The sequence below is a fragment of the Streptomyces sp. NPDC001406 genome (assembly GCF_042895285.1).
Classification (GTDB): Bacteria; Actinomycetota; Actinomycetes; order Streptomycetales; family Streptomycetaceae; genus Streptomyces.
Genome location: NZ_JBIAWG010000001.1, coordinates 223,802 through 242,440 on the forward strand (window position 1 = coordinate 223,802; position 18,639 = coordinate 242,440).

Sequence of the window (18,639 nt, forward strand, 5' to 3'; positions counted from 1 at the left end):
AAAGCGGAGAGTGCCTCCTGTTAGGTCCCGGAGAACAGCGTACGGCCGAGACCGCAGGAGGCACACACCGTGTCGGCAGATGAGATCCGGGGGGCGAAGTACGGGACCGCGCCCGTTCCCCTCTCCGTACTGGACCTGGTGACCGTCGGCGTGGGGCGTACCGCCGGTGATGCGCTGCGTACCAGCGTCGCGCTGTCCCGGTTCGCGGAGGCGCGGGGGTTCCACCGGTACTGGGTCGCCGAGCACCACTCCATGCCCGGTGTGGCCTCCTCCTCGCCCGCGGTGATCCTGGCGCATCTGGCCGCCCACACCGAGCGCATCCGGCTCGGGTCGGGCGGGGTCATGCTGCCCAATCACGCGCCCCTGGTCATCGCGGAGCAGTTCGGCACCCTGGAGGCGATGGCACCGGGCCGGATCGACCTCGGCCTGGGCCGCGCCCCGGGCACCGACGGGGCCACCGCCGCCGCCCTGCGCCGTACGGACACGCTCGACGAAGGCGCCGACGACTTCCCGCAGCAGCTCGCCGAACTCACCCGCTTCCTGGACGACGACTTCCCCGACGGCCACCCCTACGCGCGGATCCACGCGATCCCCGGGCCGGTGCAGGGCACCGCTTCCGGCGGGGTCCAGTCGCCGCACCGCCCGCCGATCTGGCTGCTCGGCTCCTCCGGCTTCAGCGCCCGGCTGGCCGGTCTGCTGGGCCTGCCGTTCGCCTTCGCCCATCACTTCTCCGCGCAGAACACCGTCCCGGCCCTCGACCTGTACCGGGAGTCCTTCCGCCCGTCCGACGTCCTCGACGCGCCCTACGTCCTCATCGGCGTCTCCGCCCTCGCCACCGATGACGAGGAGGAGGCGCGCCGGCAGGTGCGGGCCACCGCGCTGAACATGATCCGGCTGCGCAGCGGCCGCCCGGGGCTCTTTCCCGACCCGGACGAGGCCGCCAAGCACGAATTCACCCCGTACGAGGAGGAGTTCGTCCACTCCTGGGCCGGCAACATCGTGCACGGCACCGCCGACGAGGTCCGGTCGGGGCTGGACGCCCTCCAGAAGCGCACGGGCGCCGATGAGTTGATGCTCACCTCGCACGCCCACCGCGGCGAGCTGCGGCTGCGCTCGTACGAACTGATCGCGGACGCCTACGGGTTGCCGACCGCATAGGTCTCGGTCCCCAGCAACTCGGAGATACGATCCGGCGACACCGGGCGGGAGTACAGCCAGCCCTGACCGGTGTCGCAGCCGATGTGGCGCAGCCGGGTGGCCTGGGCGGACGTCTCCACGCACTCGGCGGTGACCGTGAGGCCGAGGCGGTGGGCCAGCTGGATCATCGCCTCCACCACGACCTCGTCGGCCGGGTTCGGTCGGTCGCCCGGGTCGTCGTACTGGAAGCCCCGTACGAACGAGCCGTCCAGCTTGAGCACCGACACCGGCAGTCGGCTCAGGTACGCCAGATTCGAGTAGCCGGTGCCGAAGTCGTCGATGGCGATGCGGACACCCATGTCGCTGAGGGCCTGGAGGGCCTGCAGCGGGCGGCCCGCCGAACCCATCACCGCGGACTCGGTCAGCTCCAGCTGCAACAGATGCGGGGCCAGGCCCGTCTCCGCGAGGGTCTCCGCCACGTCCGCCACCAGGTCCGAGTCCCACACCTGACGGACCGCCACATTGACGCTCACGAAGATCGGCGCCTCGTCGGGGTGGTCCAGCTGCCAACGGCGGGCCTGGCGGCAGGCGGTGACCAGGGCCCAGCGGCCGAGCGGGACGATGGAGCCGTCCTCCTCGGCCAGTCCGATGAACCGATTCGGCGTCAGTGTGCCGAACTGAGGATGATTCCAGCGGACCAACGCCTCGACACCGCGCAGCCGGCCGTCCTCCATCCCGACCAACGGCTGGTACTCCAGGGTGAATTCACCCCGGTCGATCGCGGGACGCAGCGTCGAGGAGAGCGCCTGGCGGGTCATACGGTGCGCGTTGCGCTCCGGGTCGAACAGCGTCCAGCGGGCCTTGCCGTCGGCCTTCGCCCAGTACAGCGTCGTATCGGCGGCCTGCATCAGGCCGGTGGCCGTCGTCCCGGCGGCGTGGCGTTCGACGACACCGATCGACGCGGTGAGCGACAGCCGCTGGCCCGCCAGATCGAAGGGGGCCTGCAGCGCCTCCAGGGCCGCCTCGGCCAGGTCGGCCAGCTGCTCGGTGCCCGTCGAGTCCTCGACCAGCAGGGCGAATTCGTCGCCGCCGAGCCTGGCGACCAGGGGCGCGCCGGTGCGCGCGTACCCGGCCTCGTCGGCGACTCTGGTCAGGCGTTCGGCGACGGCGGCCAGCAGCCGGTCGCCGATGCGGTGGCCGAGGGTGTCGTTGACCGCCTTGAAGCCGTCCACGTCCAGGTAGCACAGGCCGATCCGGCCCGTGCCGCTCTGCTCGTACGTCTCCGCCTCCAGCGCGGCCGACAGCCGCTCGAAGAACAGTGTGCGGTTGGGCAGCCGGGTCACCGGGTCGTGCATCTGCAAGTGCCGCAGTCTGGACTGGAGTTCACGGTTCCCGCTGATGTCGGCGACGGACAGCAGGACACCGGGTGCGGAACCGGCCAAGGGCGCGACCGTGACCTGCGCCCACACCGAGTGGCCGTCGGGGTGCTTGAGCCGGCGGGTGCAGCGTAGCTTCGCCTGCCGGCCGCGCAGCACCTCGCGGTAGGCGTGCCAGATGCGGGCGTCGGAGGCCAGGTCCACCAGGTCGGCGGCGATACGGCCGTCGAGCGCGTCGGGGGCCGTGCCGAGCAGCGTGCCGAACGCGTCGTTGGCGTCGACGACCAGGCCTTCGCGGTCGACCACCGCCATCCCGAGCGGGGCGGTCGCGAAGACGGTGCGGTAGGCGTCCGCCGGGGGATCGGGACGGGACTCGGCACAAGCAGGCGCACTGAAGTCACTCTCTGTGACGGCGGACCGGTCGAGGTCTGCCGTGGGCGTCGGCCCTTCGGACGTTCCGCTCACCGCTCGCTCCCGCAGTGCACTCGATGTCTGTCCGTGCAGGAAAGTGTGCCGATCATAGGGGCTGGCCCCGGGGCCTTCCAGCCACTCTCCAGTGTCCACGACGAACCGGCCGTTCTGACAGATCGTTTCTGCCCGCACGTGGACGGCTTCTTCAAGCCCTCGACCACTTGTGACGTTCCGTGAGTGCTCCGGGGTGTCGCCCACTCGGCCCAATGCGCGGCCTCTCACTCTTCTGGTGCAGACAAACAGGACGAAGGACGGCAAAGTCACACACGCTGGGTGCGGTGTCCCGTGAACCGCAACCGGAGGTCCCTTCGTGCCGCGTCCTCAGCTGCGCAGCACCGCCGCAGTGTTCACCGCGATGTCGGCGCTCGCGGCGACCTCGATCCTGTCCGGCCCCTCGGCCGCCGAGGCGTTCTCCACGGTGCCGTGCGCGCTGCACCGGACCGACGCGCACCACTCGGAGGGCGTGGACACCTGGAACGCCGCCTACACCCGGCCGACCCGCCCGATGTCGGCCGTGATGGTGTTCCTCTCCTTCCCGGACGCCACCCCGCGCACCACTCCCGCGGAGCTGACCGCCGACCACTTCCCGGCCACCAGCCGCTTCTTCGAGCAGGCCTCCTACGGGAAGTTCACGCTGGTCCCGCATCCGCTGACGCACTGGCTCCGTATGCCGCACCCGTCGACGTCGTACGCCATACGGCGTGACTGGAACCCGTCCCGGCGGGCCGCCTATCTGCGTGACGCGTTCGCCGTGGCCGACCGCGAGGTCGACTTCTCGCGCTACGGCGTCGTCTACTTCGTGGCCGACCCGGATGCGCCAGGCGTGGACTCCGACGCGACGAAGGTCGTCAACCTCGACACCCCGGCCCATGTCGACGGCACGGACGTACGGCGGGTCGTCACGGTCTTCGAGCACCATCCGCCGGACCGGCTGGTCCTCGCGCACGAGACGGGGCACGTCTTCGACCTGCCGGACCTGTACCACCGCCCGGCTGACGGGAAGGGCGACTGGGACACGTACGTCGGCGACTGGGACCTGATGGGCAGCCAGTTCGGACTGTCCCCGGATCTGTTCGCCTGGCACAAGTGGAAGCTGGGCTGGCTCGATCCCCGGCAGGTGACCTGCGTCCGGGGGGCCGGACCCACGCGGCTGACCCTCGAACCCCTCGCCGCCGGGCCGGGGACCCCCGTCACGGCCGCCTCCGGCGCTCCGGCGTTCGGGCTGGGCGACGGCACGAAGCTGGCCGTCGTACGCACCGGAGCCGACAGCGTGCTGGCCTTCGAGGCCCGCGGCCCGGCCGGGAACGACCATGCGACCTGCCGGGAGGGTGTGCTCGTGTACCGGGTGCGCGGCGAGGCGGCGTCGGGGGGCGGGCCGGTCGAGGTCGTGGACGCCCATCCGCACACCGAGGCCTGCTGGGAGGACTCGGTGTACGCGCCGCTGGCCGATGCGCCGGTCGGGCTCGGGGAGAGCTTCACGGTGTCCGGGGAGGGCGTGAAGGTGGAGGTGGAGGGGCGCACGGCGTCGGGGGCGTGGACGGTGAAGATCACACCGGGGGTCGCCGGCTGAGCGCGTGCGATGTCGTACGAGGGCGGCTGCGGCGTGCACGGAAGGTTGAGGTAACAACAATGGCGGACCGAGTTCTCCCGAACCCGACCCGCCATCGTGGATGCGTGCGCCGCCAGGGACTCGAACCCCGGACCCGCTGATTAAGAGTCAGCTGCTCTAACCAACTGAGCTAGCGGCGCCTGCTGACGTCGTAGACCTTAGCATCCTGATCGGCGGGAGGAAAAATCGATATCCGCACGCCTGCGCGGGCCGCCCGTACGGCCGCCCAGAGCAGGACCTCGGGGCCGGGCAGCCAGGGGTGCCGGGTGTCGGGGGCGACCAGCCAGCGGGAGCCGCCGGAGGCGGGAGCACCGTCGCCGGTGAGCGCCGGGACGGTCACGGCGTCTCCGGTGCCGTGGCAGATGAGGGGAGGCACGCCCCCTGTCCGGCCGCTGACGCCCTGCCGCGTCCCCCACTCCTCCCAGGCCAGCAGCGAGGGCAGCCGCTGGGCCGTGCCCGGCGCGGCGAACAGCAGCATCCGGCCCCGGAACACCGCGACCGGCCCGGATCCCGGGCCCTCGTCCCACAGCCGGTCCAGCATCCGGCGTCCGAAGACCACCGGCACGTTCACCACGTCGAAGGCGGCGCCGCAGGGCAGGACCACCGGTGCGTCCGGGCGCTCCGCCCAGAGTGCGAGTGTGCCGCGCGGATACGTTCCGGCAGAGGCGAGCCAGGTGGCGCCGTCGGAGGTGACATTCCGTGTGCTGCTCATGGGGAATACATCTACCGGCGGTGAGCGGGCACTTCCGGAGGGTTGCGGAAAACGGGGACGGGAGGGGGTGGGGAGGGGTATCTTGCCCGCCTGGCATATGCCGCGCGGGTTGCCTGCGGCGCCTTCGCCGACCCGCTCACCCGCTCATGCGGTCACACGCTCACACGGGATCGGCAGTACCCCGGCCCTCGGCGCCGGCGCCGCGCATCAGGTCCCGCCCGAACTCCACCATCCTCCTGGCGTAGTCCTCGGTCCACTCCGCGCGCTCCGCGATGTCCGCCGGGGTCAGCCGGTCGAACCGCCGGGGGTCGGCCAGCTGCGCCGCGGCGATGGCCTGGTACTCCATCGCCCGGTCGGTGGCCGCGCTGAACGCTTGCATCAGCTCTGTCGCCCGCGCCAGCAGGGCACGCGGATCCTCGATCGACTCCAGGTCGAAGAAGTGCTCAGGGTCGGAGACCGCCTCCACGGGCTCGAAGAGCAGGGGCGCGGGGCGTAGCCGCGGTTCGTTCCGACGCGGCGTGGGCTCCGCCATGTCTTCTCCTCCTCGTACGGTTCGATGGGCGCCGCCTTCCGGGGTGGGCCACCGTCCATTGTCGCGCGCCCGCGCAAGGGGCCATGGGGAGCGCGCTGTACGGCTGTCGCCCGGGTCTGCGGGCGGTCTACGGGCCGCGCTGGTCAGGGCCGCCACACCACCCTGTGTTCGGCCAGGTGTGCGAGTACCGCGTGGTTCGCCTCCCAGCCGTCCGGGCTGTATTCATTGGCCGCCTCCGGGGGCGTGCCGGACTCCGTCCGGCGGATGGGGCGGCGGCGGGCTGATGGCCTGCCTGGGCAGATGCCGGTGGTGCGGTCACGGCCGCCAGACCACCTTGTGCTCGGCCAGGTGTGCGAGTACCGCGTGGTTCGCCTCCCACCCGTCCGGGAACTTCACGACCGTGCCCAGCTGGACCGGTTCCGTCGACGGGTAGTCGTCCAGGAGGTCGGTCACGCCTGCTCGGCAGACCACGATGCAGGCCTGACGGTGCCGGGAGGCGAGGACGCACAGGCGGCCCGTCTCCAGGTGGAAGGCGGTGGCGTCGGGGCGGCCGGAGAGCGGGTGCAGGACCACCGTGACGTCGAACTCCCGGCCCTGCAGCCGGTTCGCCGTGTCGACCGTGACGTCCGGCACGCCCAGCTCCGCCAAGGCCGCCCGCACCGCCGCAGCCTGGTCCCGGTGCGCCGTGCCGACCGCGATCCGGTCCGCGGTCAGGGGAGCGGGCTCGGGCGAGCGCTCCGACGTGGCCGCGCCACCCCGGTCCAGCAGCCGTCGTACGACCGTCGCCACCGCCCGCACCGCCTCCGGATCGGTCCGCGGAGTGTGCCGCGCGGGCAGTTCCAGCAGGCCCCAGCCGGACTCCGCCGCCTCGTCGATCACCCGGTCCGGGCCCGAGCCGTCCGACGGGACCGCGAAGGTGAGCCGCCGGTCGCCGTGGTCCGTGCCGCTGCGGAACGGCGTGTAGGGGTAGAAGGCGTCCGAGACCAGCGGGGCCGCCGACGCGGGGAGCCGCCAGGACACGGGGAGCCGGTGCTGCGGCAGCTCCGGATTGTGCGCGAGCAGCGTCGACACCGCCGAGGCCGAGGGGTCGTACGACAGCCCGGCCCACTGCTCGCTGCCCACGATCGCGAACGGGTCCAGCTGCCCCGGGTCGCCCACGAACAGCGCCCGCTCGAACAGCCCGGCCACGGCGAGCAGCGCGTCCGAGCGCATCTGGTACGCCTCGTCGACGATCGCGTGCCGCCACGGCTCGTCCACCTTGACGTGCGCCCACTTCGCGGCGGTGGACAGGACGACCGGGATGCCGGCCAGGTCCGCCGCCTTCGCCGACTTCCGTACGTTCGGCAGATCGTCCAGCGCCTTGTCGTACGGCTCGGCGTCGCTGCTGTGCAGGCGCCCCACGGGCAACTCGGGGCTCTTCTCGGCGAGCCGTACGACCAGGTCGTCGACCTGGGCATTCGTCTGCGCGACCACCATCAGCGGGCGCCCGGCGTCGGCGAGTTCGAGCGCCGCGCGGACGACGAGCGTGGACTTGCCGGCGCCGGGCGGAGAGTCCACGACCACGCCCCGGTCGATACCGTGCAGGGTGTCGTGGAGGATCGCGTCGGTGGCGCGCGCGGCGGCCGTACCGGGGTCGAAGGCCGGAGCGGTCACAGGACGTCCTCCTCGGTCACGGCGTCGGCGGCCTCGGTGACCGCCTCGCCCGGCGGCCCGCCGTGCGTCCACGGTGTCTGCTCCTGGTCGGGCAGCTTGGCGCCGCCCCGCTGCTCGTGCTCGAACAGCGTGAAGCAGAGCCGGTCGCCCTTCTCCGGCACCGACCCCTCCTCCGGCTCCTTGCCGCGGCCCATCTTGTCGACGATCCGCAGCACGACCAGCCCCTCGCCCTCGTGTCCGACGAACTCGGCCGCCTGCGGCTTCCCGCCCAGCGAGCGGTACACCTTCGCCCGCTCCCCGAGATGCGGCCGGTCGTCCGTGCGGACCGTGACCAGCGGGCGCGGACTGGGCCGCTTGCCCTCGCTGTACGCCATGACCACATCGACGACCTCGCCAGCGAACGCCTCCCCGGAAAGCTGCCGCCCGGCCATCACCAGCGGGTCGTCCAGCGCCTCCTGGGCCTCCAGCCGGGCCTGCTCACGCTCGCGCGTGGCGAGTTTGCCCGCGGCCGTCACCGCGTCGTCGCGGCGCGGCTGCGGGGGCTCCCCGGCGACGACGCGGTCGCGGTGACCGGTGAACGACCAGCGGTCGCGGGTCCACCGCTCCTCGACGTGCGCGCCCTCCGGAAGCGCCCGCAGCAGGTCGATGCCGCGCCACACCGCGTCCCAGGTGGGCCGGGTACGGCTCTCCACCAGCGCCCGGATCTCCCGCTCGGCGGCGGTGAGCACACCGAGCCGGTCGTCGGCCTGCATGCCGTCCTCGGCGGCGGCGAGGGCGGTACGCGCGCGGTCGTAGCGCTCGAAGGCGGGGGCGAGCAGCTTGTTGTCGAACGCCGGGTCCGTGGCCGGGCCCGCGGGCGGGCACAGCAGCTGGTCGTCGGCGTCCCGCGCATGCCCGGCGCGCAGGGCCGCCTCGGCGCCGCTCTCGCCCTCGGGCGGGTCGATCCAGGCGAGCAGCGCGCCCAGGTGCTGGTCCTCCAGGCCGGACTGCCCGGTCGCCCAGTGCCGGGCCAGCACGTCCGTCGCGGCCAGCAGCAGCGAGGAGCCGGGCACCCGGGCCCGCTCCCCGAAGTGGGTCAGCCACCGCCCGAGCAGCGGCACCCGGGGCGGCGCGGGATACGGGGCCTCGGGCTCCTGCTCGGCGGTGCGCCGGAACCGCATGGAGCGGCCCAGCAGCCGTACGAAGTCGATGCCCGCGCGGCCCGGGACGATCAACTGCGGGGCGTCCGCGCACAGTTCGACCTCGACCTTGACCCGCTTGCCCGTCTCCGGGTCGGTCTCGGTGCGCTCGGCGGCCTCGACCGTATCGGCGTAGTCGTCGATGTACGGCAGGACGCTGTCGGCCAGTTCGGCGAGGAACGCGAAGCGCAGGTCACGGTCGCGCGGCTGCGGTACGACGAGCAGGCGCGGCGCGTCCCGGTCGGTGCCGACCAGCGCCCCGAGCGGGGCACCGGCCTCACCGGAGGTGGTCAGCGGCACGAACACCAGGGGACGGTCGGACAGATGCCGGTGCCGGACGGTGGCGGCGGGACCGGCCCGGCCGGTGCTGATGGCCTCCAGCCGGGCGAGAGTCGCGATCAGGGACAAGGGACCACCTCCTGACCGGTCCGGGCGCCGGGCAGCGCCCCCTGACCGGCGCCCGCCAGTGCCTCGGCCCGCAGGGCGGCCGCCCGGCGCAGCGCCGCGACCGCCGGGTCGTCCGGGTCGCCGCTCTCGCCGCGGGCCGCCGACAGGACCTCGTCGACCGTGGTCAGGCCGCCCAGTTCGGCGCGGACCGGGCGGCCCAGGGTGGTCACCGCGCCGGCCGCGCGGGAGCGTTCCCGGCAGTGGAAGGCCAGTTCGCAGGCGGCCAGGCAGTCGGGCGCGTACGTCGCCGGGACCGCGTCGACCGCGGCCGTGAGCTCCTCGGCCGGCAGGTCCGGGGCGAAGCAGGTGCCCTCGGGCAGCGCGTCGGCGATGTCCTGGATGCCGGTGAGGCGGGTCAGCTGGCGGGCGGTGACCGCGCGCTGTTTGCGCACGTCGACGGCGGAGGCGGTGGCGAGGTTGGAGAAGTCCTTCGGGCAGACCAGCAGGATCCGGTGGCGCACGCGCGGGACGGGCTCCAGGCGCGCGGCGACCTCCTCCAGCGCCAGCACGTACACCGCGGCCTGCCGTGCGGCCGCGCCGACCTTCGCCGGGTCCGCCGAACCGTCCAGCAGCGGGAAGGACTTGATCTCCACGACCGTCCAGCTGCCGTCCGGGTGCACCACCACCGCGTCCGGCTCGAGGAAGGCGGGGGAGCCCGCGACGTCGAGGGCGAGCATCGGGTGGTCGAGCAGTGTCCAGCCGCCGCGCGCCTCGGTGGCCTCGCGCAGCGCCAGCGCCGTACGCGCGGTGCGCCCCTCGGGGCCGATGGCGGACAGGTCGGGCACCCGCGCCTCGTGCGGGGGTTCGGCGCCCGGGTCCAGCCGGGTGTGCGCCAGCCGCAGCAGTTCCGCGCCGCCGTCGGCCTTCACCCGTGCCTCGAACGCGTTGCCCCGGGTGAGGGCGAACTGCGACTGTCCGAAGGCGGACGGCGCGCCCAGCGCGCTTGCCAGCGCCACCTTGTCCACTCCGGCGCCGTCGAGGATCGCGCGCCGTCGGCACCCCGGGTTCGCGGCGAGCGCCGCCAGGGCGCGCGCGTCCAGTGCCTTGGCCGGTACGTCCGGTCCGCGCAGCTCAGCGAGCCGCTGCCGGAGCGCCGTCCCCCGCGTCCGTGGAAGAGGCGTCCGGCTCGGCCGCGGATCCGATCCGCTCCTCGCGCTGCCGTGGAATTCGCTCACCCGCGGAAGTCTGGCATCCGCCACTGACAATCGAGGAACCTGCGCCGACAATCGGGGAGCCTGAGCCGCCGGAGTGTGCCGTGACGACCGGAGTGCGCGGGGCCGGCCGCGCCCGGACCATGTCCGCGACGCGCATCATGTACGGCGCGAGCAGCAGGCCGGCGCCCATCACGGCCACGCCCGCGACCGCGTCGAGGGAGTAGTGGTTGGCGGTGCCCATGACCACGATCGCGGTCAGCAGCGGGTAGGCGATGCCGAAGAACTTCGCCACGCGCGTGCCGCCGTAGCGCCACAGCATCACACCGCACCACAGGGCCCAGCCCACGTGCAGGCTCGGCATGGCCGCGTACTGGTTCGTCATGCCGCCCATGCCCCGCGGGGCGCTGGCCTCGCCGCCCCACCAGCCGTACGAGCTGTACTGGGCCATCGTGTCGACGAAGCCGTGGCCGGAGGTGAGGAGCCGGGGCGGGCAGGTCGGCAGTAGCGTGAAGCCGATGAGGCCGATGAACGTGGACGTCATCAGCCAGGTGCGGGCGGCGCGGTAGAACTGCGTGCGCTTGCGGAACAGCCAGACCAGGATCACGGGCGTGACCAGATAGTGCAGCGACGCGTACCAGAAGTCGGCCGGCACGCCGAGCCATGCCTCGCGGGTGAACAGCCGGTTGAGCGGGTGCTCGGCGTTGAGGTGCAGGGCCTTCTCGATGCGCAGGATCGCCAGGCCGTGGTCCACTGCGCCGGAGACGTCGCCGCGGGCGAGCAGACGGCCGGCCGAGTAGCAGCCGTACACCAGGAGGATCAGCGGCAGCTCGGTCCACCAGCGCAGCCGTGTCCTCGGGGACACCTCGGTGCCCGGTGTCTCGGTCTGCGGCATCCGATCGCCCTCCCCCTTCTTGTTCCGCGGCGCCCGGTGGGCCGACCGTGACACTTTACGGTGTACGCGCTCGCCCCTCATGGGGTGCTCCAGCCCTCAAAGACGCAGAGATCGCCCACCGGGTTGCCCCCGCACAGGGTGCGCGATGATGGAGGGGTTCCGCCTCCGATTTCCGCCCGGAAAGGTCGCCCATGGCACCGCGCATCCTGCTGGCCAGGCACGGACAGACCGAGTGGTCGCTGTCCGGCAAGCACACCGGCAGGACCGATGTGCCGCTCCTGGACGAGGGACGGCGGGGTGCCAAGCTCCTCGGCGAGCGGCTGCACCGGGCACCGTTCGACGGGCTGCCCGGCGTCGACGTGCGCACCAGCCCGCTGGCACGCGCGCGTGAGACGTGCGAACTCGCCGGGTTCGGCGGGCGCGCGGAGGTCTGGGACACGCTCATGGAGTGGGACTACGGCGCCTACGAGGGCATGACCCCCGACGACATCCAGGCCGTCCGGCCGGGCTGGCTGATCTGGCGCGACGGCGTGCCCGAGGGCGAGACCCTCGCCGAGGTGACCGCGCGGGCGGACGAGGTGGTCGCCTGGGCCCGGTCCGCCGACCGCGACGTCCTGGTCTTCGCCCACGGGCACATCCTGCGCTCCATAGGCGCGAGATGGCTGGGCCTGCCCCTGGACTTCGCGGCCCGCATCCGCCTCAACCCCACGTCCCTGTCGATCCTGGGCTGGGCTTACGGAGCCCCGGCCCTCGAAAGCTGGAACGACTCGGGCCACCTGGCCGCGTAGCCCCCGCGCGCGTACGGGGCCACCAGCCGGCCCGCCGGCCGCGGCCGCCGTAGACCTCATAGCCCCCGCGCGCACGGGGCCACCTTCGACGGCCCACCTGCCGCGCACGGCAAACGCCGACCGCACGCGCCGGGCGGCGCAGCTCGACGGGGACCCGGTCGTCCTGTCCCGGTCGTCCGCCGTAGCTTGGCGGGTTCCGCTCGGCCTGTCCCGGCCGCCTGCCGCGCGCGGCAATCGCTCGCATGCGACCGCCGTGCCCTACACGGCAACGGGCCGCTGTCGTTGGGCCGGTCCCGCTCGCCGTGCCCGGGCCGGCCGCCTCCCCGTGCGCGGCAACTGCCTGGTCGGCCGGGGAAGCAGTGCACTGTTGCAAGCGGCGGTCGGCGGCTGTCGTTGGGCCGGTCCCGCTCGCCGTGCCCAGGGCAGCCGCCTCCCGTGCGCGGAGCCCGCCCCCCCCGTACGCAGCGTCAACGGCACCCGTCGTACGCGAGATCCGCCGGTCGTACGCGGCGACCTGCCGCCAGCGTGCTCGGCCGTACCCCGGGCTCGCCGTCCGCTGTCTGCGTAACCGTGCCGTGGTGCGGCTTCTCCGCCGGTGTGCGCCAAGACCGGCACTCGTACGCGAAAACCGCCCGCCCCGCGCGGCCAGTCGCCCTCGCCGTACCCGCCCACCCGTCTGCAGTCCGCGGAATCGCCCGCTCGTACGGCGTGAGGCATGGGCGTGCGTCAACACCGGCTGTCGCACGCCAACACCGCCCCTCCGTCCTCGAACGCCGCCCGCCATACCCGCGGCCCGCCGGCCCGCTTCACACCGAACGTGGCAGTGAGGTGTGCTTCTCCAGGAACTCCGACACCCCCGACGCGCGCCGGTGGGGCAGCAGTACCCGGGCCGTGCCCGCGAGCATCGTCTGGATGCGGGAGGACTGGACCTGTTCCAGGAGGTCGAGGACCTGCATTCCGGCCAGTGCCGCCTCGTCGGGGCGGCCCCCGCGCGCGAGGTCGTCGGCGAGTTCGGCGGTGTACAGGGCGATGTTCCGGGTGAAGTGGGGGTCCTGGAGCTGCGCGGCACGATGGGCGTGCCGGGCGGCGCGCGGCCAGTCGCCCAGCGTCGACCAGCACTGCGCCTCCAGTCCCTCCAGTTCGGCCTCTCCGTAGAAGCTCATCCACTCGGGATCGGCGTCCGAGTGGCCCCGCTCGTAGAGGGCCTGCGCGCGGGCCAGCGCCTGTTCGCATCCGGTGCGGTCGGCCAGCCCCGCCCAGCCGCCCGCCTCGCGCAGCGCGAGCAGCGACATCAGGCGCGCGGAGCCCAGTGACCGCCCCGCCCGCTGCGCGGCCTGTGCCGCCCGCACCGCCTCCCGGGGCCGGCCCGCGTCCCGCGCGAGGAACGCCGTGTTGCAGAAGGCGTGCGCCTCCAGGGCGTCGTCGCCGATCATCCGGGCGGTCGCCAGCGCCTCCGCGTAGTGCGAGCGGGCGTCGTCGAAGCGCCCGGAGTCGTGCGCCAGCCAGCCCACCGAGATGGCGAGTTCACCGGCGCCGGAGTGCAGCCGGTCGGCGGTCGTCTGCCGGGTCGTACCGGCGTCCAGCAGCTCGTACGCGGCGCGCAGCGGAGCCGCCGCGCGCCGGTAGAGGCCGTCCGCGCCGTGCCGGTCGTCGAGCAGCCGGATTCTGCGTACGGCCTCCTCAAGGGCTGACGCCTCCCCGGACCCGGCGCGGCGGCTCGGCCGGTCGGCGGCCGCGGCGTCGATGGTGAGCCCGAACGGGCCCAGCGCGGCGGCCACCGTGGCGCCCCCGCCGGTCATGAATGCGCGACGTAGCACGTCGCTCTCCTCGTGGTTCTCGTGCGTTACGTACGGGTTCTGCGTGTCATACGGCTCGTGGGCCCCCCGCGTCTCACACGTGGCGAACGCCGGGAGCGTGATGCGCGAGGGGGGCTCGTCCTCGGCCGGGCGCGCCCCGCGTCCGCGGACGGACGAGCGGGGCGCGAAGCCGAGGTCGGCGAGCGTGCGGCCGGGGAACATGTGCAGGAACACCCGTTCGTACGCATAGTTCGGGCAGCGGATCTCGCCCGCCTCGACCCGGCCGATGTAACGAGCGTCACAGCTGACCCGCTCGCCGATCTCACGGGCGGCCCGCCGCACCAGAGCCGCGAACTCGGCGGGTGACCGCCGGCCGCGCAGCTGCCGGAAGGCGAGATTCGGCCGTGGTGGCCGCTCGGGCTGTGACGAGGTCACGGTTGACGACGCCATGGCCGGGTCCTCTCGTGCGAACCGTCGAACCGCGCCGGATACGGTGCAAAACGGGCTGAGTCGCCCGTACGACACCCTGGTTCCGGCGGGCACGAACGTACCTGCTGTGTCCGGTCCGCCACGCAGTGTTTAGCTACAAACCGGATATCTCATCCACGATCTGCCATGAACTGCCATCCTTTGCGGCTGACTTGTGCCGTAGCCGTTGACGCCGTGCCGCGTTGGACCTCATGGACTGCAAGCGGGCGGCGTGGTGGAGGCCGGGATGGAGACCAGCCAGAGCAACGATCCTTGTACGCACGACGATCCGTGTACGCCGTCGGAACCGGCGTGCGACCTCGTGACGGTGCCGGCCAGACAGGGGCTGGAGGCGGTCGACATCCTGCGGCGGGGGGCCGGGGAGGCGGTGGGGCCCGTACTGCACGACGACGGGTGCGACACGCTCGGCTTCCTCGTGCCGCCGGGCACCGCGGCCGCGTGGGACGTCCCCGGGAGCACGTGCACGGAGACCAACGGCCGCGGACTGAGCCTGGATCCGGAGCCCCCGCTGGAGGGTTCGGACTGGCTGCTGCCCCCCGGCGAGGCCGAGCTCGCGACGGATCCGGTGGAGCTGCGAAGAGCCCTCGGGGAAGCGGCGCGACTGATCGAGGCCGCGGACAGCTGCCGCTGAGGCTCCGCGCGGCACGCCCCACACCCACCTGCGAAAATGGTGGCGTGGGCAAGTCCAGGAACCAGCGTCGCAGGTCGGCCGCCGTCGAGGCCGTCACGGAGACCGTCGACGGAGGGCTTGCGCAGCTCATACCCGACCCCGACCGGAGCCGGGCCTGGACCCTGCTGATAGACGGCGCCCCGCAGTCGCATGTCGACCTCGACGACCCCTCCTATCTCTTCTTCGAGTACCAGCGGCGGCTCGGACACGTCATCGACCTGGTCGCCCCGCCCGGCCGCCCCGTGCACGCCGTGCACCTCGGCGGTGGCGCCTTCACCCTCGCCCGGTACGTCGCCGCCACCCGCCCCCGCTCCACCCAGCAGGTCGTCGAGCGCGACGCGAGCCTTGTCCAACTGGTCCGCCGGGAACTCCCGTTGGACCCCGGCACCCGGATCCGGGTGCGGTCGGTGGACGCCCGCGAGGGCTTGACCAAGGTGCCGGACGGCTGGGCCGACCTGGTCATAGCCGATGTGTTCAGCGCGGCCCGCACACCCGCCCACCTCACCTCGACCGAGTTCCTCGACGAGGTCCGCCGCGTCCTGAACCCCACCGGCGTCTACGCCGCCAACCTCGCCGACGGACCGCCGCTCGCCCATCTGCGCGGCCAGATCGCCACCGCGGCCGCCCGGTTCACCGAGCTCGCCCTCGTCGCCGACCCGGCCGTGCTGCGCGGCAAACGGTTCGGCAACGCGGTCCTCGTCGCCTCCGACCGCCCCCTGCCGCTCGCCGAACTGACCCGCCGGGCCGCCTCGGACCCGCACCCCGGCCGGGTCGAACACGGCCGACAGCTCACCGACTTCACCGGCGGCGCCGTACCCGTGACGGACGAGGCGGCAGTGGCCTCCCCGGCCCCACCGCCCTCCGTGTTCCGCTGACCTGGGCGGCGGTGGCGTGTCCGGTGTTTGGTGGCGCTGCCGGCGGCGGTGCCGTCAGTAGGTGTTCACCTCCACATGCGGTGGCCCGTCGTGCCAGGTGCAGAACACCGACACCCGGTCCGCGCCCTTGCTGTACTCCACCCGGATCCACGTCTCCGTCTTCCACACCTGCATCGACCAGCCGGTGCCCGGCGTCGCCGAGACGAGCGTCGCGCTGGTCCTGCCCAGGTCGAAGACCGCCCGCCCGCCGGCGGTGTCATAGCTCTTGACCTGACCGGAGGCGGTGGGGGAGACGGTGGCGTTCGTCGCCGGCTTCCGCGAGGGCGCCGGCGAGCCGGTCGTGGACGGCTTGTCCGACGGTGACGCGGATGCGGTGGGCGGCCGGGACGTCGCGGATGCCAGCGGCTTCGAGCCCTGCGTCGTCGCGTCCGCCGCCGTGATGGGCAGGGCGCGTGGCGGGTCGTACGCCGTGCCCGCCATCACCGTATGGACGCCCCACCACGACAGCGTGACCGCCGCGCCCGTGGCGAGCGACCAAGCCAGTATGTGTACGAGTCCTCTGCGCATCGTCGGCCATACTGCCTCAGGCGCCCCATGGCGCGCATCCGGCCGGAGTCGACCCGAGTCGACCCGAGTTATCCACAGGCGGTTGTCCACAGGGCCGGACCTGCGCCGCTCCCATGGCGTACGGTGCGGCGCATGGCAAGTGTGCTCGTGGTCGAGGACGACCAGTTCGTACGCTCGGCGCTCATCCGGCATCTGACCGACGCCTCGCACACCGTGCGCAGCGTCGGTACGGCACTGGAGGCGCTGCGCGAGGTCGCCCATTTCCGTTTCGACGTGGTCATCCTGGACCTCGGCCTGCCCGATCTGGACGGCTCCGAGGCCCTGAAGATGCTGCGCGGCATCACCGATGTGCCGGTCATCATCGCCACCGCCCGGGACGACGAGACGGAGGTCGTCCGGCTGCTGAACGCCGGGGCGGACGACTATCTCACCAAGCCGTTCTCCGTCGAGCACCTGTCGGCGCGCATCGCCGCGGTCCTGCGCCGCTCCCGGGCGTCCGCGGCCGACGTCCCGCCGTCGGCCGTCATCCGCGTCGGCGGTCTGAGCGTCGACCCACAGCGCCGCCAGGCCGAACTCGACGGCATCCGGCTCGATCTGACCCGCCGTGAGTTCGACCTCCTGGCCTTCTTGGCCGGTCGCCCCGGCGTCGTCGTTCCGCGCAAGGAACTGCTCGCCGAGGTCTGGCAGCAGTCCTACGGCGACGACCAGACCATCGACGTCCATCTGTCCTGGCTGCGGCGGAAGCTGGGCGAGACGGCGGCGCGGCCGCGCTATCTGCACACCCTGCGCGGTGTCGGCGTGAAGCTGGAGCCACCCGGGGAAGCGGAGCCGGCGCGATGAGGTGGGCACTGGTCAAGGTCTGTCTGGCGGTCACCACGATGGTCGTGGTCGCCTTCGCCGTCCCGCTCGGGCTCGTCATCAAGGAGATGGCCCGGGACCGCGCCTTCTCCAACGCGGAGCGGGAGGCCGCGGCGGTCGCCCCCGCCCTGTCCATCACCACCGACCGCGACAAGCTGGAGCGGGTGGTCGCCTCGGCGGGCGCCGACGCCGGGATGGCGGTGCACATACCGGCCGTGGACGCGGCGGCCGCCGTCGACATCGGCCGGCAGCGCGCCGCGAACCGGGACATCGTGACCGTGCGCCGGCTGGGCCGCGCCTCCACCACCGCGGTGCCGGGCGGCTCCACGCTGCTCCAGCCGGTCGCGCTCAGCTCCGGCGCGATCGCCGTCGTCGAGGTGTACGTCCCCGAGTCCGAGGTCAGCAATGGCGTCGGCACGGCCTGGGGAGTCCTCGCCGTCGTCGGCATCGCGCTGATCCTCGGCTCGGTCGCGGTCGCCGACCGGCTGGGCGTGCGCATGGTGCAGCCCGCGCAGCGGCTGGTCGAGGGCGCGCACGAGCTGGGGGAGGGGAAGCTCGGGGCGCGGGTGCCTGAGGAAGGGCCGAACGAACTGCGGCTGGCGGCGGTGGCGTTCAACTCCATGGCCGACCAGGTCGTCCAACTCCTGGCGAACGAGCGTGAGCTGGCAGCGGACCTGTCCCACCGGCTGCGCACCCCGCTCACCGTCCTGCGGCTGAACACGGCCTCGCTCGGCGAGGGGCCCGCCGCGGAGCAGACCCGGGCCGCGGTCGCCCAGCTGGAGCGCGAGGTCGACACGATCATCCGTACGGCACGGGAGGCCAAGCCGCAGACCGCCGCGGCCGGCCCCGGCGCCGGGTGCGACGCGGCCGAAGTGGTCCGGGAGCGGATGGAGTTCTGGTCGGCGCTCGCCGAGGACGAGGGCCGCAAGTGGCGGGTGGCCGGGGTCGGGCGGCCGGTGCGGACACCCGTGGCCCGGGCCGACCTGGCCGCCGCGCTCGACGCACTGCTCGGCAATGTCTTCCGGCACACCGCGGAGGGCACGGCCTTCGCGGTGGACGTGCACAACGGCGAGGACGCGGTGATCGTGCTGGTCTCGGACGCGGGCTCCGGCATACCCGACCCCGAGGCGGCGATGGCCCGCGGCCGCGGCTCCGGCACGGACGGCTCGACCGGCCTCGGCCTGGACATCGTGCGCCGGCTCGCCGAGTCGACGGGCGGGGACGTGCGGATCGGCTCGTCCGTCCTCGGCGGCACCGAGGTGCGCATCTGGATCCAGCTGGACGGGCGGGAACCGGTGCGCAGGGGACACCGGGGGGCCGTTCGCCGCCGCCGTTCCGGCAAATTGGTCTCGACCTTTAACCGGTCCCGATCCCTTCCTTAAGCGCACCCTAAGATCCCCAACCGCCGTCCCTATCAGGCCGTTTGTCCGAATCC

At 73.2% G+C, this 18,639-nt stretch carries 16 protein-coding genes and 1 tRNA gene; 7 read left to right on the top strand and 10 right to left on the bottom strand.

The genetic code is table 11. The annotated features are described in order from the left end of the window. Nucleotides 1–69: 69 nt before the first annotated feature. Nucleotides 70–1,158 carry an LLM class flavin-dependent oxidoreductase gene (locus ACFY1J_RS01035; protein WP_390730350.1) on the top strand — a complete coding sequence of 363 codons (1,089 nt, stop codon included), beginning with the start codon at nucleotides 70–72 and terminating at the stop codon, nucleotides 1,156–1,158. On the opposite strand, the gene ACFY1J_RS01040 is transcribed toward ACFY1J_RS01035, so the two are convergent. After that, nucleotides 1,137–2,978: a putative bifunctional diguanylate cyclase/phosphodiesterase gene (locus ACFY1J_RS01040; RefSeq protein WP_390730351.1), complete on the bottom strand. Its 1,842-nt coding sequence runs from the start codon at nucleotides 2,976–2,978 to the stop codon at nucleotides 1,137–1,139. The two genes, ACFY1J_RS01035 and ACFY1J_RS01040, sit on opposite strands and share 22 nt — an antisense overlap. 361 nt (nucleotides 2,979–3,339) lie before the next feature. On the opposite strand from ACFY1J_RS01040, the gene ACFY1J_RS01045 reads away from it, so the two are divergent. Continuing rightward, on the top strand, nucleotides 3,340–4,554 hold the full coding sequence (locus ACFY1J_RS01045; protein ID WP_390730554.1) for a M6 family metalloprotease domain-containing protein: 1,215 nt from the start codon (nucleotides 3,340–3,342) through the stop codon (nucleotides 4,552–4,554). 105 nt (nucleotides 4,555–4,659) lie between these two features. Here ACFY1J_RS01045 and ACFY1J_RS01050 read toward each other — a convergent pair. The 7 genes from ACFY1J_RS01050 to ACFY1J_RS01080 form a co-directional block, all read right to left on the bottom strand. Beyond that, nucleotides 4,660–4,733: transfer RNA gene (locus ACFY1J_RS01050), tRNA-Lys, on the bottom strand. Then, on the bottom strand, nucleotides 4,724–5,305 hold the full coding sequence (locus ACFY1J_RS01055) for a bifunctional DNA primase/polymerase (protein ID WP_390706771.1): 582 nt from the start codon (nucleotides 5,303–5,305) through the stop codon (nucleotides 4,724–4,726). Before ACFY1J_RS01055 ends, ACFY1J_RS01050 begins: the two co-directional genes overlap by 10 nt. A gap of 160 nt (nucleotides 5,306–5,465) precedes the next feature. Beyond that, nucleotides 5,466–5,837 (bottom strand): hypothetical protein, encoded by a 372-nt coding sequence (locus ACFY1J_RS01060; protein WP_361614231.1) that lies wholly within the window; start codon nucleotides 5,835–5,837, stop codon nucleotides 5,466–5,468. A gap of 315 nt (nucleotides 5,838–6,152) precedes the next feature. Further along, nucleotides 6,153–7,490, bottom strand: a complete 1,338-nt coding sequence (locus ACFY1J_RS01065; protein ID WP_390706770.1) for an AAA domain-containing protein — start codon at nucleotides 7,488–7,490, stop codon at nucleotides 6,153–6,155. Then, nucleotides 7,487–9,076: a hypothetical protein gene (locus tag ACFY1J_RS01070; RefSeq protein WP_390706769.1), complete on the bottom strand. Its 1,590-nt coding sequence runs from the start codon at nucleotides 9,074–9,076 to the stop codon at nucleotides 7,487–7,489. Before ACFY1J_RS01070 ends, ACFY1J_RS01065 begins: the two co-directional genes overlap by 4 nt. After that, entirely contained in the window at nucleotides 9,067–10,290 is a 1,224-nt protein-coding gene (locus tag ACFY1J_RS01075; RefSeq protein ID WP_390706768.1) for a hypothetical protein, read from the bottom strand. The genes ACFY1J_RS01070 and ACFY1J_RS01075 overlap by 10 nt, the downstream gene beginning before the upstream one ends. Then, on the bottom strand, nucleotides 10,187–11,161 hold the full coding sequence (locus tag ACFY1J_RS01080; RefSeq protein WP_390730352.1) for a phosphatase PAP2 family protein: 975 nt from the start codon (nucleotides 11,159–11,161) through the stop codon (nucleotides 10,187–10,189). The genes ACFY1J_RS01075 and ACFY1J_RS01080 overlap by 104 nt, the downstream gene beginning before the upstream one ends. Before the next feature lie 191 nt (nucleotides 11,162–11,352). On the opposite strand from ACFY1J_RS01080, the gene ACFY1J_RS01085 reads away from it, so the two are divergent. Further along, on the top strand, nucleotides 11,353–11,949 hold the full coding sequence (locus tag ACFY1J_RS01085) for a histidine phosphatase family protein (RefSeq protein ID WP_390706766.1): 597 nt from the start codon (nucleotides 11,353–11,355) through the stop codon (nucleotides 11,947–11,949). 806 nt (nucleotides 11,950–12,755) lie between these two features. Here the strand turns inward: ACFY1J_RS01085 and ACFY1J_RS01090 are convergent. Further along, on the bottom strand, nucleotides 12,756–14,195 hold the full coding sequence (locus ACFY1J_RS01090; RefSeq protein ID WP_390706765.1) for a hypothetical protein: 1,440 nt from the start codon (nucleotides 14,193–14,195) through the stop codon (nucleotides 12,756–12,758). A gap of 265 nt (nucleotides 14,196–14,460) precedes the next feature. Here ACFY1J_RS01090 and ACFY1J_RS01095 point away from each other — a divergent pair, with 265 nt between their 5' ends. After that, a complete protein-coding gene (locus ACFY1J_RS01095) occupies nucleotides 14,461–14,865 on the top strand; it encodes a hypothetical protein (RefSeq protein ID WP_390730353.1) in 405 nt (134 codons plus the stop codon). A 44-nt stretch (nucleotides 14,866–14,909) separates the two neighbouring features. Then, entirely contained in the window at nucleotides 14,910–15,779 is an 870-nt protein-coding gene (locus tag ACFY1J_RS01100; RefSeq protein WP_390706763.1) for a spermidine synthase, read from the top strand. 54 nt (nucleotides 15,780–15,833) lie between these two features. Here ACFY1J_RS01100 and ACFY1J_RS01105 read toward each other — a convergent pair whose 3' ends face one another. Next, a complete protein-coding gene (locus tag ACFY1J_RS01105) occupies nucleotides 15,834–16,346 on the bottom strand; it encodes a hypothetical protein (protein ID WP_390706762.1) in 513 nt (170 codons plus the stop codon). 132 nt (nucleotides 16,347–16,478) lie between these two features. On the opposite strand from ACFY1J_RS01105, the gene ACFY1J_RS01110 reads away from it, so the two are divergent. After that, nucleotides 16,479–17,186 (top strand): response regulator transcription factor, encoded by a 708-nt coding sequence (locus ACFY1J_RS01110; protein WP_390706761.1) that lies wholly within the window; start codon nucleotides 16,479–16,481, stop codon nucleotides 17,184–17,186. Beyond that, nucleotides 17,183–18,586, top strand: a complete 1,404-nt coding sequence (locus ACFY1J_RS01115) for a sensor histidine kinase (RefSeq protein ID WP_390706760.1) — start codon at nucleotides 17,183–17,185, stop codon at nucleotides 18,584–18,586. Before ACFY1J_RS01110 ends, ACFY1J_RS01115 begins: the two co-directional genes overlap by 4 nt. The last annotated feature ends 53 nt before the right edge of the window (nucleotides 18,587–18,639 follow it).